This is a genomic window from Pedococcus sp. P5_B7, from assembly GCF_054049895.1.
The window spans coordinates 516,554-531,177 of record NZ_JBFULM010000001.1 but is presented as its reverse complement, the minus strand read 5'-3'; the positions used below and the strand labels follow the sequence as shown (position 1 = coordinate 531,177).

10 protein-coding genes are annotated in these 14,624 nt (G+C 71.6%); 8 read left to right on the top strand and 2 right to left on the bottom strand.

Annotation, left to right across the window (positions count from 1 at the left end):
* The first annotated feature begins 230 nt into the window (after positions 1-230).
* The 4 genes from guaB (at position 231) to ACXJKD_RS02385 (ending at position 6,715) form a co-directional block, all read left to right on the top strand.
* The gene (gene guaB / locus ACXJKD_RS02400) at positions 231-1,832 is read left to right on the top strand and encodes an IMP dehydrogenase (protein WP_457252729.1); all 1,602 of its coding nucleotides are present in this window, start codon (positions 231-233) and stop codon (positions 1,830-1,832) included.
* 372 nt (positions 1,833-2,204) lie between these two features.
* The gene (locus ACXJKD_RS02395) at positions 2,205-3,326 is read left to right on the top strand and encodes a GuaB3 family IMP dehydrogenase-related protein (RefSeq protein WP_056923048.1); all 1,122 of its coding nucleotides are present in this window, start codon (positions 2,205-2,207) and stop codon (positions 3,324-3,326) included.
* Positions 3,327-3,407: 81 nt separating this feature from the next.
* The gene (locus tag ACXJKD_RS02390) at positions 3,408-5,000 is read left to right on the top strand and encodes a succinic semialdehyde dehydrogenase (protein WP_457252728.1); all 1,593 of its coding nucleotides are present in this window, start codon (positions 3,408-3,410) and stop codon (positions 4,998-5,000) included.
* On the top strand, positions 4,997-6,715 hold the full coding sequence (locus tag ACXJKD_RS02385; RefSeq protein WP_457252727.1) for a GMC oxidoreductase: 1,719 nt from the start codon (positions 4,997-4,999) through the stop codon (positions 6,713-6,715). The genes ACXJKD_RS02390 and ACXJKD_RS02385 overlap by 4 nt, the downstream gene beginning before the upstream one ends.
* A gap of 214 nt (positions 6,716-6,929) precedes the next feature.
* Here the strand turns inward: ACXJKD_RS02385 and ACXJKD_RS02380 are convergent, their stop codons facing one another.
* Together ACXJKD_RS02380 and ACXJKD_RS02375 are read right to left on the bottom strand one after the other, a co-directional pair.
* On the bottom strand, positions 6,930-8,693 hold the full coding sequence (locus ACXJKD_RS02380; RefSeq protein ID WP_457252826.1) for an ABC transporter ATP-binding protein: 1,764 nt from the start codon (positions 8,691-8,693) through the stop codon (positions 6,930-6,932).
* 38 nt (positions 8,694-8,731) lie between these two features.
* Positions 8,732-10,459 carry an ABC transporter transmembrane domain-containing protein gene (locus tag ACXJKD_RS02375; RefSeq protein ID WP_457252726.1) on the bottom strand — a complete coding sequence of 576 codons (1,728 nt, stop codon included), beginning with the start codon at positions 10,457-10,459 and terminating at the stop codon, positions 8,732-8,734.
* Between the two features lie 122 nt (positions 10,460-10,581).
* On the opposite strand from ACXJKD_RS02375, the gene ACXJKD_RS02370 reads away from it, so the two are divergent.
* The 4 genes from ACXJKD_RS02370 (at position 10,582) to guaA (ending at position 14,600) form a co-directional block, all read left to right on the top strand.
* A complete protein-coding gene (locus tag ACXJKD_RS02370) occupies positions 10,582-11,835 on the top strand; it encodes a YncE family protein (RefSeq protein ID WP_457252725.1) in 1,254 nt (417 codons plus the stop codon).
* A gap of 4 nt (positions 11,836-11,839) precedes the next feature.
* Entirely contained in the window at positions 11,840-12,583 is a 744-nt protein-coding gene (locus ACXJKD_RS02365) for an SURF1 family protein (RefSeq protein WP_457252724.1), read from the top strand.
* The gene (locus ACXJKD_RS02360) at positions 12,576-12,926 is read left to right on the top strand and encodes a DUF3817 domain-containing protein (RefSeq protein WP_457252723.1); all 351 of its coding nucleotides are present in this window, start codon (positions 12,576-12,578) and stop codon (positions 12,924-12,926) included. The genes ACXJKD_RS02365 and ACXJKD_RS02360 overlap by 8 nt, the downstream gene beginning before the upstream one ends.
* A 63-nt stretch (positions 12,927-12,989) precedes the next feature.
* The gene (gene guaA, locus ACXJKD_RS02355) at positions 12,990-14,600 is read left to right on the top strand and encodes a glutamine-hydrolyzing GMP synthase (protein WP_457252825.1); all 1,611 of its coding nucleotides are present in this window, start codon (positions 12,990-12,992) and stop codon (positions 14,598-14,600) included.
* Positions 14,601-14,624: the final 24 nt, after the last annotated feature.

Here is a 14,624-nt window from a genome sequence, read left to right as displayed (position 1 = left end):
CTCATCTCCCCGCGGCACGATGCCGCACGTCTCGGACGCTACCGCCGTGTGACCTGCGGAAACAGGCCCGTAACGTAAGGGTTTGTTCAAGGCCGTTCACACCAAAGCGGGCTGTCCCAGATGCTGGACGGGGCAGCCGGCCCCGGTCTCGTGACTGGCGGTGGCCCGCTCGGGTTGGGTCGTGCGCTGGGTCGTCACGGGCCGGTGGTGGCGCCCGTTACGATTGGGCAATGAGCCTTGGTGTGGACCTCGACGACCGTCACCGCCTGGAGGAGTCCGCTCCTTCCCCTGCATCAGGTCCCGCCCCCTCCGAGGCCGCCGCTCCTGAGCCCGAGGAGCACGACCCGTTCGGCAAGCTCGGACTCACCTACGACGACGTCCTGCTGCTGCCCGGCGAGACCGACGTGATCCCCTCCGACGTCGACACCACCGCGCGGCTGACCCGCGAGCTGTCACTGCGCATCCCGCTGGTCTCGGCAGCCATGGACACCGTCACCGAGTCGCGGATGGCCATCGCCATGGCCCGGCAGGGCGGCATCGGCATCCTGCATCGCAACCTCTCGATCGAGGACCAGGCCTACCAGGTCGACCTCGTGAAGCGGACCCAGACCGGCATGATCAGCAACCCGGTGACGATCGGCCCCGACGCCACGCTCGAGGACCTCGACCGTCGGTGTGGCGAGTACCGCGTGTCCGGTCTCCCGGTCGTGGACGAGGGCGACCACCTGCTCGGCGTGATCACCAACCGCGACCTGCGCTTCACCCCGGTCGCCGAGTGGGCGACCACCCGGGTGCGCGACGTGATGACCCCGATGCCCCTCGTGACCGGTCGGGTCGGCATCTCGCGGGAGGACGCCACGGCCCTGCTGCGCCAGCACAAGCGCGAGCGCCTGCCGCTGGTCGACGGCGAGGGTCGCCTCGCCGGACTCATCACCGTCAAGGACTTCGTGAAGTCCGAGCAGTTCCCCCACGCCAGCAAGGACGACCACGGCCGGCTGCTCGTCGGTGCCGCCATCGGTTTCTTCGGCGACGCGTGGGAGCGGGCGACCACCCTCGTCGAGGCCGGGGTCGACGTCCTCGTCGCCGACACCGCCAACGGCCACGCCCGGCTGATGCTCGACATGGTCCGCCGCCTCAAGACCGACCCGGCCACGCGCCACGTCCAGGTGATCGGCGGCAACGTCGCCACCCGCGCCGGCGCGCAGGCCCTCGTCGACGCTGGCGTCGACGCCGTCAAGGTCGGCGTCGGCCCGGGCTCGATCTGCACGACCCGCGTGGTCGCCGGGGTCGGCGTGCCGCAGGTGACGGCTATCTACGACGCCTCACTCGCCTGCCGCAAGGCCGGGGTCCCGGTCATCGGTGACGGCGGCCTCCAGTACTCCGGTGACATCGCCAAGGCGATCGTCGCCGGGGCCGACACGGTCATGCTCGGCTCGCTGCTGGCTGGCTGCGAGGAGTCCCCGGGCGAGCTCATCTTCGTCAACGGCAAGCAGTTCAAGTCCTACCGCGGCATGGGGTCGCTCGGCGCGATGGCCTCGCGCGGCAAGAAGTCCTTCTCGAAGGACCGTTACTTCCAGGCCGACGTCGCCAGTGACGACAAGATCGTGCCCGAGGGCATCGAGGGCCAGGTCGCTTACCGCGGCCCGCTCGGCAACGTCGTGCACCAGCTCGTCGGCGGCCTGGCGCAGTCGATGTTCTACGTCGGCGCACCCACCATCCCCGAGCTCAAGGCCCGCGGCAAGTTCGTGCGGATCACCTCCGCGGGGCTCAAGGAGAGCCACCCGCACGACATCCAGATGACCGTCGAGGCGCCCAACTACAGCGGTCGCTGACCGCCCGTCCGGCTCGTCACCGCCGCCGGTATGCCGCGCGGCCGGCCCCGCGCGCGTCGCGGCGACGGGAGTCTGGAAGCCGTCCAGACCGGCATACGCAATCTGGGTGAGTCGCCCCGCGAGCGCGCAACCTAGGGTTGCGACACGGACGTTCACACGCCCCAGCAGGGGTGCCTCTGAACGTCGTCGCTGACGGGCCGCGGTCGGTCGCGACGATCCAAAGACGTCCCGTCGCCGGTCGCCCCCCTCACCCGGCGACGGGGCGTCGTCCCTTTCCGGGCGCTGGAGCGCGGCCCGTGCGGTGGCCGATGCGGGGGCCGATGCGGTGGGCCATGGCGCGGCGCACCCGTCGGCTGCCGATAGCCTTGCGCGGTGACTGAGATCGAAATCGGCCGAGGCAAGCGCGGTCGCCGCGCGTACTCCTTCGACGACATCGCCGTGGTGCCGTCGCGCCGCACCCGCGACCCCGAGGACGTGTCAGTGGGCTGGCAGATCGACGCCTACCACTTCGACATCCCCGTCATCGCCGCGCCGATGGACTCGGTGATGTCGCCGGAGTCCGCGATCGCCCTCGGTCGGCTCGGTGGCCTGCCGGTGCTCGACCTCGAGGGGCTCTGGACCCGCTACGAGGACCCGACGCCGTTGCTGGCCGAGATCGCCACCCTCGACCCGGCGCTGGCCACCGCGCGGATGCAGGAGATCTACGCCGCCGAGATCCAGCCCGAGCTCATCACCGAGCGGCTGCGCCAGGTGCGCGAGGCCGGCGTGACCGCGGCCGGGGCGCTCAGCCCGCAGCGCACCCAGCAGTTCTGGAAGACCGTCGTCGACGCCGGGGTCGACCTCTTCGTCATCCGTGGCACGACCGTCAGCGCCGAGCACGTCTCCGGCCGGGCCGAGCCGCTCAACCTCAAGCGCTTCATCTACGAGCTCGACGTGCCCGTCATCGTCGGTGGCGCTGCGTCCTACACGGCGGCCCTGCACCTCATGCGCACCGGTGCCGCCGGGGTGCTGGTCGGGTTCGGCGGGGGAGCGGCGCACACCACCCGTCGCACCCTCGGCATCCACGCCCCGATGGCCAGCGCCATCGCCGACGTCGCCGCCGCCCGTCGCGACTACCTCGACGAGTCCGGTGGCCGCTACGTCCACGTCATCGCCGACGGCGGCATGGGTGACAGCGGCGACATCGTCAAGGCCGTGGCCTGTGGCGCCGACGCCGTCATGCTCGGCGCCGCGCTCGCCCGGGCGACGGATGCTCCCGGCCGCGGGCTGCACTGGGGCTCCGAGGCACACCACCCCGAGCTGCCGCGAGGCGAGCGGGTCGAGGTCGGGGCGCTCGCGCCGCTCGAGCAGATCCTCTTCGGTCCCGGTCGCACGGCGGACGGCAAGAGCAACCTGATCGGGGCGCTGCGCCGGGCCATGGCTACCACCGGCTACTCCGACCTCAAGGAGTTCCAGCGGGTCGAAGTCGTCGTCGCCCCCTACCAGCGCAGCTGACGGGCCCGTCGGTCCGCGGTGTGGGGAAGGTCGCTAACTTACTACTGGTAAGAAGCGCTCGCCGGACCTAGGCTGCGAGGCATGGCTCACGACGTCGTCGCCGACCCCGAGACCGACCCCACCGCCACGTATGCCGTGGACCCGGCACTGGTCCGACGGCTGGCCCGGCGGGTGGTGGCGGCGCCCCGGGCCGCGCACCACGTCAGCCACACGCCGCTCACCGGCGCACCGCTCGGGTCGCTGCCGCTGTCGACCCGTGAGGACGTCGTCGTCGCGGTGGACGCCGCGCGAGCGGCCCAGCGCGAGTGGGCGCGGACGCCGATGGAGCTGCGCGAGCGGATCTTCCTGCGCTACCACGACCTCGTCCTGGAGCGGCAGGTCGAGCTGCTCGACATCGTGCAGCTGGAGTCGGGCAAGACCCGCCGCCAGGCGTTCGAAGAGGTCGCCGACGTGGCGATCGTGGCGCGACACTACGCCCGCTCCGCCGCGGCATACCTGCGTCCGCGCCGTCGCGCGGGGCTGTTCCCGGTGCTGACCCAGAGCACGGTGCACCACCACCCCCGAGGGGTCGTCGGCATCGTCAGCCCCTGGAACTACCCGCTGTCGCTCGCGATCACCGACGCCATCCCGGCGCTCATGGCGGGCAACGCCGTCGTGCTGCGACCGGACCTCCAGGCGTCCCTGACCGCCCTGCAGGCGGTGCAGCTGCTCACCGAGGCGGGGCTCCCCGAGTCGGTGCTGCAGGTCGTCCTCGGCGACGGGCCCTCGGTGGGTCAGGCGGTCGTCGACCTGACCGACTACGTCTGCTACACCGGCTCGACCGACACCGGGCGACGCGTCGCCACCTCGGTCGCGGGACGCCTGGTCGGCTACTCCCTCGAGCTCGGCGGCAAGAACTCGATGTACGTCGCCGACGACGCCGACCTCGACAAGGCGGTCGAGGGTGCGGTACGGGCCTGCTTCTCGTCGGCCGGCCAGCTCTGCATCTCGATCGAGCGGCTGCTCGTGCACGGCGCAGTGGCCGACGAGTTCACCCGGCGGTTCGTCGCGGCGGTCGAGGAGATGAGCCTGGGTGCCGAGCTCGCCTATGGCACCGACATGGGGTCGCTGGTCTCCGCCCTCCAGCTCGAGCGCGTCTCGGCCCACGTCGAGGACGCCCGCTCCAAGGGCGCTCGGGTGCTCACCGGTGGACGCGCGCGCCCCGACGTCGGCCCCTACTTCTACGAGCCCACCGTCCTCGAGGGCGTGACGGCCGCGATGGCGCTGCGCGACGACGAGACGTTCGGCCCGGTTGTCGCGATCTACCGGGTGCACAGCGACGAGGAGGCGATCCGCTTCGCCAACGACACCGACTACGGCCTCAACGCCTCGGTCTACACCCGCGACGTCACGCGCGGCCGCCGCATCGCGACCGCCATCAAGGCCGGCACCGTCAACGTCAACGAGGGGTATGCCGCCGCGTGGGGGAGTGTCGCGTCCCCCATGGGTGGCATGAAGCAGTCCGGCGTCGGCCGGCGGCACGGCAGCGAGGGCATCCTCAAGTACACCGAGTCGCAGAACGTCACCGCGCAGTACGTCCTCCCCATCGCTCCGGTCGCCGGGATGAGCGAGGAGACCTACACCCGCCTGATGACCGCCGCCCTCCGAGTGCTGAAGTCCGCGGGGCGCGCGTGACAGGTGCGGGTCCGGGCGGCAGGGGCAGCGACTACGACGTCCTGGTCGTCGGGTCAGGGTTCGGCGGCTCGGTCACGGCGCTGCGGCTGGCCGAGAAGGGCTATCGCGTCCACGTCGTCGAGTCCGGCCGCCGGTTCCGCGACGAGGACTTCGCCAAGGCGTCGTGGGACCTGCGCAGCTACCTGTGGGCGCCCAAGCTGAAGTGCTTTGGCGTGCAACGGGTGCACCGGCTGCCCGACGTGATGATCCTCGCCGGGGCGGGCGTCGGTGGCGGCTCGCTCAACTACGCCAACACCCTCTACGTGCCTCCGGCGTCGTTCTTCGCCGATCGCCAGTGGGGTGACATCACCGACTGGCAGTCGGAGCTGGCGCCCCACTACGACACCGCCTCGACCATGCTCGGCGTCGTCACCACCCCGTGCGAGGGCGTCGTCGAGGACGTCATGCGCCAGACCGCCGAGGACCTCGGGGTCGGCGACACCTTCCGCAAGACCCCGACCGGTGTCTTCTACGGCATGCCCGGCAAGCGCGTGCCGGACCCCTACTTCGGGGGCGCCGGCCCCGACCGCACCGGCTGCACCGAGTGTGGCAACTGCATGGTGGGCTGCCGGGTGGGTGCGAAGAACACCCTCGTGAAGAACTACCTGGCCCTGGCCGAGAGGCTCGGGGTCACCATCGAGCCGATGCGCACCGTCGTCCGCGTCGCCCCGCGCCGCAGTGGTGGGTATGCCGTGACGCACGAGGCGAGCGGCGCGTGGTTCCGGCGGGCGCGGCATACCGTCACTGCGGACCAGGTGGTGTTCGCGGCGGGGACGTGGGGCACCCAGAAGCTCCTGCACGCCATGCGCCAGACGGGCGTGCTGCCGCGCCTGTCTGCCCGGCTCGGCCACCTCACCCGGACCAACTCCGAAGCCGTCAACGGCGTGATGCTCGAGAAGGTCAAGCCCGGCCAGGACCTCTCGCACGGGGTCGCCATCACGTCGTCGTTCCACCCCGACGCCGACACCCACGTGGAGAACGTGAGGTACGGCAAGGGCTCCAACGCGATGGGTCTGCTCGCGACGATCCTCGTGCCCGGGGGTGGGCTGCCGCGGCCCGTCCAGTTCCTCGTCGAGGTGGTGCGGCACCCGGTGGTCTTCCTCCGCTCGCTGTCGCAGTACCGCTGGAGCGAGCGGACCGTGATCGGCCTGATCATGCAGTCGCGCGACAACTCGCTGCAGGTCACCGGCACGAGCGGGCTCTTCGGCGGGCGGGGCCTGACCTCGCGCCAGGGGCACGGCGAGCCCAACCCCACCTACATCCCGGCCGGTCAGGAGGCGATGAAGGCGCTGGCGGTCCGGCTCAGTGCGGCGACCGGGCTGAGGGCCTTCGCGGGCAGCAGCGTCAGCGAGATCGCCAACATCCCCCTGACCGCCCACTTCCTCGGCGGGGTGACGATCGGGTCGAGTCCCGAGCGTGGGGTGCTCGACGCCTACCAGCGGGTCTGGGGCTACCCCGACCTGCACGTCGTCGACGGCTCGGCCGTCTCGGCGAACCTCGGCGTCAACCCGTCGCTGACGATCACCGCGCAGGCCGAGCGAGCCATGTCGCTGTGGCCGAACAAGGGCGAGACCGACCCGCGTCCTGCGCAGGGTGAGGCCTACCGCCGGCTGGAGGCGGTGAAGGCCGCCAACCCGGCCGTCACGCGGTACACCCACGAGAGCGCCAAGGTCTGACGGCTCCGCACCTCTGGCCACCCAGGTGGCACGGGACGCGGTCTTCGCCGGTCCGGTGGGGCATGGCTGGCCAGCAGTGCGGGAATGGAGAAAGACGGTGGGCGACGCACGCCCCTGCGCTGCGTCGACCACCGTCCCAGTGGTGTGGCTGGAGACGAGCSGGGGGGTGGGTCTCCAGCCACACCACCCAGACAACGACGCTGTTGAGCGGGGGTTACGGCGCCCCTGAGACATTTCTCCCGGTGGCACCCGAGGCCGCGCCGGGCTGGTCGCGCCACGAGGCCCACAAGGCGGCATACGGACCGTCGGCGGCGACCAGCTCGTCGTGCGTGCCGATCTCGGTGACCACGCCGTCCTCGACCACGGCCACCCGGTCGGCGTCGTGGGCGGTGTGCAGCCGGTGGGCGATCGCGACCACGGTGCGTCCCTCGACCACGGCAGCGAGCGAGCGTTCGAGGTGGCGCGCGGCACGCGGGTCGAGGAGCGAGGTGGCCTCGTCGAGGACGAGCGTGTGCGGGTCGGCCAGCACCAGGCGGGCGAGCGCGACCTGCTGCGACTGAGCCTCGCTGAGCGGGTGGCCGACGCTGCCCACCCGGGTGTCGAGGCCCTCGGGCAGCCCGGCTACCCACTCGTGGGCGTCGACGGCGCGCAAGGAGTCGTCGAGCTCCTTGCGGGACGCACCCGGTCGGGCGAGCAGCAGGTTGTCGGCCAGCGTGCCGACGAAGACGTGGTGTTCCTGGGTCACCAGGGCCACCTCACCGCGCAGCCGGCCGAGGGTGAGGTCGACCAGGGGCACGCCCCCGACCTCGACGCTGCCCTCGCGAGGCCCGTCGATGCCGGCCATCAGGCGGCCGAGGGTCGACTTGCCCGCACCCGACGGGCCCACGATGGCGAGCCGTTCGCCGGGTCGCAGGTCGAGCGAGACGCCCCGCAGCACGTCGTGCCCGGGTCGGTAGGCGTAGCGCACGTCGTCGACCGCCAGGTCGGAACCGTCGGGCTCCTCCCCGGTGGCGACGCGGTCGGGCGGCACGTCGCCCACGCCGATCACGCGCGCCAAGGAGGTCGCGCCGACCTGGATCTCGTCGAGCCAGCCGAGCACCTCGTCGAGGGGGTTGGTCATCTGGTGGATGTAGAGGGTGACCGCCGTGGCCGCCCCGGCGCTGATGTGGCCGTTGATCGCCAGCCAGCCGCCCCAGAGCACCGCGCCCGCCGTCGGCACGTAGTAGCCGAAGACCACCGCCGGGAACCAGTGCAGCCGCAGGTTCAGGGTGTAGCGCTCGGCCTGGAAGCACTCCCGCAGGGCCTCGTGGAACCGCGCCCGCCGCGCCTCGCCGAGCGAGAGCGCGTCGATCGTGCGCGCCCCGTCGACGGTCTCGGCGACGACGCCGTTGAGCTGGGCGTAGGTCGCGCGCTCCCAGAGGTAGCCGTCCGACGCGTGCCGCAGGTAGCGCCGCGTCGAGAACCAGTAGAACGGCAGCCCCAGCAGGATCGGCAGGGTGGCCAGGGGCGAGGTGAACAGCGCCGCGACCGTCGTCATCAGCACCGTCATCGAGGCGACGAACAGCGACGGGATGCCGAACCGCACCACGTGGGACAGGGCCTCGACGTCGTTCGTGGTGCGGGCCACGAGGTCACCGGTGCCCGCTCGCTCGACCGTGGACAGTGGCAGGTTGACCGCGCGGCCGACGAACTGCTCTCGCAGCTCGGCGAACACGGTCTCCCCGAGGATGAACGACCACCGGCGCGCGGCCCAGGTCAGCGCCGTCTGCGCGACGACGGCCACGGCCAGGCCGATCGCGATCGTGTCGACGGTGCCGGTGTCTCCCCGGTGGCCGCTGACGACGTCGACCAGCCGGCCCACCAGCCACGGAGCGGCCAGGGCCGCGAGCGCGGCGAGGGCGTGCAGCCCCAGGACTCGCGTCACGAGCCCGCGGTGCTCGCGCACGAGTCCGCGGGTGTGCTGCCAGACCCCAGCCATGTCGGCGATCGGCAGGGTGCGTCGGGCGTGGTCGGTGATCACTGGTCGTCCTCCTCTCCGCGGATCACGATGTGTCGGTATGCCGCGTGGTCCAGCAGCTCGCGGTGCGTGCCGGTGAGCGTGGCGAGCCCGTCCTCGAGCACCACGACCACGTCGGCCTGGCCGAGCAGCAGCGGGCTGACGGTGGTGACCACGGTCGTGCGACCGCGCCGGTGCTCGGCGAGCCGACCGGCGATGCGTGCCTCGGTGTGGGCGTCCACCGCGCTGGTCGGCTCGACCAGCACGAGGACGGGGGCGTCGGTGAGCAGCGCCCGCGACAGCGCCAGGCGCTGGCGCTGGCCGCCCGAGTAGGACCGACCGCGCTCCTCGACGGTGCCGTCGAGGCCGTCGGCAACCGCGTCGAGCACGTCGAGGGCGCTCGCCGTGGTGAGGGCGGACAGCACCTCCCGGTCGGCTGCAGCGCGTGCGTTGGCGTGGCCCCCGAGCTGCTCGCGCAGCACCCCGGTGAACAGTCGGGGGTCGGGTTCGCTGACCACGACGTGCCGGCGGACGTCGGCGATCGACAGGTCGTCGAGGCGCACGCCACCCCAGGTCGTCTGGTGCGGACCGGGTCCGTGTCGGCCCAGGCGGTCGGCCACTGCCGACGACTCCTCCGGCCGCGCGGACACGATGGCCGTCAGCAGGCCGCCGCGGATGACCGTGCCGGACAACGGGTCGACGAGGTCGGCGTCGGCGGACGGCACCGGGACCGTGCTCGGCCTCGCGGCGTCATGGTCGGGTTGGACCGCCATGACGCGCAGCATCTTGCCCGCGGCGATCTGCGCCCGGATGCCCCGGTCTACGACCTCGATCGCGGTCTGGAGCGGCATCGTGAGGAACGCCGTGTAGCCGTAGAAGGCCACCAGCTGACCGGCAGTGATGTCACCGGTCACCGCCTCACGCGCGCCGAGCCAGGTCACCAGGACCACGAAGATGCCGGGGATGAGCACCTCGGCGGAGTCGAGGGCCGCCTGGATGCCGGCGACCTGGAACCCCCGCTCGCGGACCCTCGCCGACTGCTGCTCGTAGCGGCGCAGGAAGGTCTGCTCGCCACCGATGCCACGCAGCACCCGAAGCCCGGCGACGGTGTCGGCGCCGAGGGTGGTCAGGCGCCCGGCTTCCTCGCGCTGCCTCGCCTGGCGTCGCTGGAGCGGCCGGACGATGAGGCTCAGGCTGGCCAGCATGACCGGACCGCCGAGCAGCACCAGCCACCCGAGGGCGGGCGATGCGGCCAGCAGGATGGCGCCGACCACCGCGTAGCTCACCACGGCGCCGGAGAACCGACCCATCACGTCGTAGAGGCCGCCGAGCCGCATCACGTCGTTGGCGAAGACCGCCACGACCTCACCCGAGGGCATCGTGCGCGTCAGGGCCGGCCCGGCGCGCTCGGCTCCCCGGGCGGTGAGCTGCGCGCCGCGGTAGGAGGCGAAGAGCCAGTTGTAGACGGCGAAGTAGTGCCGGATGGCGGCCGTGACCGCGCAGACCGCGCCGAGCCCGATCAGCACCAGGGCCCAGCGGACCAGACCACCGAGGTCGCCGGGCACGATGCCGTCGTCGACGCCCTTGCCAACTGCGGCCGGCACCAACGCGATCGCCAGCATCCAGGCCATGCCCGCGAGCATCCCGAGCACTTGGGTGCGCCACTGCTGCCGACCGACCCAGAGCATGAACCGCGTGGTGCTGCGGGTGTCGGGTCGGCCGGGGTCAGGGAACGGGATCGTCTGCATCAGGGTCCCCACCGTATGCCGCGGCGACGACACCCCGACACCGATTTTCCGCCCGCCCGGTGAGCCTTCGGGACGGTCGCGAGCACGCGGCATACCGTGACCTGCGGAAGGGGTGACCGGCGATGATGGTGCGCAAGGAAGCCGTCTACGTGCGCCGCAGGCGCGTTGCGCTCCTCGTCGTCGTGGCCTTCGTGGCGCTCAGCGTCCTCGGGGTCAGCCGGCTGGTCGGCGTCCTCTCCGGCGGCACCGCTGAGGCCGCTGCTCCCCGGCCCGCGGCCGCCAAGCCGGCGGCTCCCATGCCCACCATCGCGGTGCCGACACCCCACCCGGTCGAGGCCCAGGGCGACCCCGGTCCCGCGGCGAAGACGGCCATGGTGCGGGTCCTGCGCCTGAGTGGCGACCTGACCCCGAAGTCCGTGGTGGCCTCGAGGCAGGGCCTCGTCTTCGCCCAGAACATGATGTACAGGCACACCATCACGGCCTTCCGGGCCGACGGGGCGCGGCTCAAGTCCATCGACGACTCCGTCGACCTCGCGTCGTTCGGCGTCAAGGGGCACGAGGGCACCTCCAAGGGCTCGCCCGTCGAGGCGGCCTTCACCCCGGACGGGCGCTACGCGTGGGTGTCCAACTACTCGATGTTCGGCAAGGGCTACGGTTCCGAGGGCCTCGACACGTGCACCAAGGGCGACGGCACGTCGCCCAGCACGGTCTACCGGGTCGACACGACCACCTTCGCCATCGACAAGGTCGTGGCGGTCGGGTCGGTGCCCAAGTACGTCGCGGTGACGCCCGACGGCAAGACCGTGCTGGTCACCAACTGGTGCTCGTGGGACCTGTCCCTGATCAGCGCCTCCACCGGGAAGGAGGCGGCGCGGATCCCGTTGGGCGGCAAGTACCCTCGCGGCATCGCGGTCTCTCCCGACAGCCGCACTGCCTACATCGCGCTGATGGGTTCGGACCGGGTGGTCCGGGTCGACCTCGCCGCCCGGACGGTGCACCCCTTCGCGCAGACCGGGGACGGCCCGCGACACGTCGTCGAGAGCCCGAACGGGAAGTTCCTCTACGTCACCAACAACGGCGACGGCACCGTGAGCAAGGTCGAGCGACGCACCGGCACGGTGCTCGAGTGGGTCCGCACCGGCGAGCAGCCGAGGTCGCTGGCGATCTCGACGGACGGGGCAGCCATCTACTCGGTGAACTACGCGTCGTCGACGGTCACCAAGCTGCGCACGTCCGATCTCGAGGTCGTCGACGAGGTCAAGACCGACTACCACCCGATCGGCATCACCTACGAGCCGACCAGGAAGATGGTGTGGGTCGCCTGTTACGGCGGCAGCATCCTCGTCTTCGACGACTCGAGGCTTCCCGTAGCCTGACCCGGTGCTGCGAACCGCCCTGAAGCCTCGCTGGCTGGGCCTGTTCGCCCTGCTGCTCGCGATCATGGCCGCCTGCGCCCAGCTCGGGCTGTGGCAGCTGCACGTCGCTCAGGACAAGGGGCTCGCCGATGCGCTGCGCAAGGCGCACGAGGCGCGCCCCGCGCTGCTCGACACGGTCATCCGACCGCACGAGGCGTTCCCGAACCCCCAGTCCAACCGTGCCGTCACCGCCATCGGCAGGTATGCCGCGTCGGACCAGTTCCTCGTCGGGCCGCGCCGCCTCGGCGGGGTCACCGGCTACTGGGTCGTGACGCCGCTGGACGTGACCGAGACGGGTGCGCGGCTCGCCGTCGTGCGCGGCTTCGTCACTGACACGACGACCCCGATCGACCCGCCTGCCGGGGTGGTGTCGGTCGACGGCACCCTCGCGCCGGGGGAGGCGCCGGCCGACCCGCCTGCCGGTCTGCCCGCCTGGCCGCAGGAGGCTCGCGGATCGATCGACTTCTCGCTGCTGGTCAACGAGTGGCCGGGAGAGCTCTACAACGCGTTCGTCTTCGCCCAGGCGGAGAAGACCGGTGCGGGGGTCGGGATCCCGGCCCCGGACGGGGTGAAGCGGGTGCCGCCGCCCGAGGTGACGGGCGGCCTGAAGTGGCGCAACGCGGCATACGCGCTGCAGTGGTGGATCTTCGGCGGCTTTGCCGCGTTCATGTGGTTCAGGATGGTGCGAGAGGATGCCCAGCGTGACTGAGACCGGTGTGAGTGAGATCAAGGACGTCGAGGCCGCCCGCAAGGCGCTCGGCTTCTTCAAGGTGATGGCGTTCGTCGTCGGCGTGGGGCTGTTGGTCCTCGTGACGGAGATGGTGCTGCGCTACGGGTTCGACAACCACGTCCTGGACTGGTGGCCCCAGCCGCACGGGTTCATCTACATCGTCTACCTCGTCGCCACCGCGAACCTCGGGTTCAAGGTCGGCTGGTCGCTCGGGAAGATGGTGCTGGTCATGCTGGCCGGGGTCGTGCCGTTCCTTTCGTTCTGGGCAGAGCGCAAGGTCGCCAGTGAGACCGAGGCGCGGCTGGCTGGGGCACGCCGGTAGCCTGTGCGCGTGAGCGACCCCGCAGCCGCCGACGTGGTGACCCAGGCCCAGGACGACGACCGGGTGGAGGCCCCCGACGCCGAGCGTTCGGACGAGCCGGCCACCCCTCTCCAGGCTCGGCCGGTGCTGGTGGTCGACTTCGGGGCGCAGTACGCGCAGCTGATCGCGCGGCGCGTGCGTGAGGCCAAGATCTACAGCGAGGTCGTGCCCCACACGATGGCGGTGGCCGAGATGCTCGCCAAGGACCCTGCGGCGATCGTGCTCTCCGGTGGCCCCTCCTCGGTCTACGAGGAAGGGGCCCCCGAGCTCGACCGGGCCCTCCTCGAGGCCGGCGTGCCGGTGTTCGGCATGTGTTACGGCTTCCAGGCGATGTCGCAGGCGCTCGGCGGGACCGTCGCCCACACCGGGCTGGGTGAGTACGGCGCGACGCCGGCGAACGTCTCCGACACCGAGTCGACGCTGTTCAACGGACAGCCCGTCGACCAGTCGGTCTGGATGAGCCACGGCGACTCGGTCACCGAGGCTCCCGCCGGCATGTCCGTCACCGCGACCACGGCTGGTGCCCCGGTCGCGGCCATCGAGGACGACGAGCGGCACCTCTACGGCGTGCAGTGGCACCCCGAGGTGATGCACTCGACGTTCGGGCAGCGCGTGCTGGAGAACTTCCTCTACCGCGGGGCCGGACTCTCGCCCGACTGGACCGCCTCCAACGTGGTCGACGAGCTGGTCGACGCGATCCGCGAGAAGGTCGGCGACTCCCGGGTGCTCTGCGCGCTGTCCGGTGGCGTCGACTCGTCCGTCGCGGCGGCCTTGGTGCAGAAGGCCGTCGGCGACCAGCTGACCTGTGTCTTCGTCGACCACGGTCTGCTCCGCGCCGGGGAGGCCGAGCAGGTCGAGAAGGAGTTCGTCGCGGCGACCGGGGTCGACCTGGTGGTCGTGGACGCGCGCGAGCGGTTCCTGTCGGCGCTGGCCGGGGTGTCGGACCCCGAGGAGAAGCGCAAGATCATCGGCCGCGAGTTCATCCGCGTCTTCGAGCAGGCCGCCCGTGATGTCGTGGGGTCGCGCGGTGACTCCGACCACCCCGTGGAGTTCCTGGTCCAGGGCACGCTCTACCCCGACGTCGTCGAGTCCGGCGGCGGCACCGGCGCAGCCAACATCAAGTCGCACCACAACGTGGGCGGGCTTCCCGAGGACCTGCAGTTCAAGCTCGTCGAGCCGCTGCGTTCGCTCTTCAAGGACGAGGTGCGCCAGGTCGGTCTCGAGCTCGGGGTGCCGGAGGCGATCGTGTGGCGCCAGCCCTTCCCGGGGCCGGGGCTCGGCATCCGCATCGTCGGCTCGGTGACTGCCGAGCGGCTGGAGATCCTGCGGGCCGCTGACGCGATCGCCCGACACGAGCTGTCGGCGGCTGGGCTCGACCGCGACATCTGGCAGTGCCCGGTGGTGCTGCTCGCCGATGTTCGTTCGGTGGGCGTCCAGGGTGACGGGCGCACCTACGGTCACCCCGTCGTGCTGCGCCCGGTCTCGTCCGAGGACGCGATGACCGCCGACTGGACCCGCGTGCCCTACGACGTGCTCGCCAAGATCTCCACGCGCATCACCAACGAGGTCCGTGAGGTCAACCGGGTCGTGCTCGATGTGACCAGCAAGCCGCCGGGCACCATCGAGTGGGAGTAGTGCGTGCGGCCAGGTAGGGCGCGC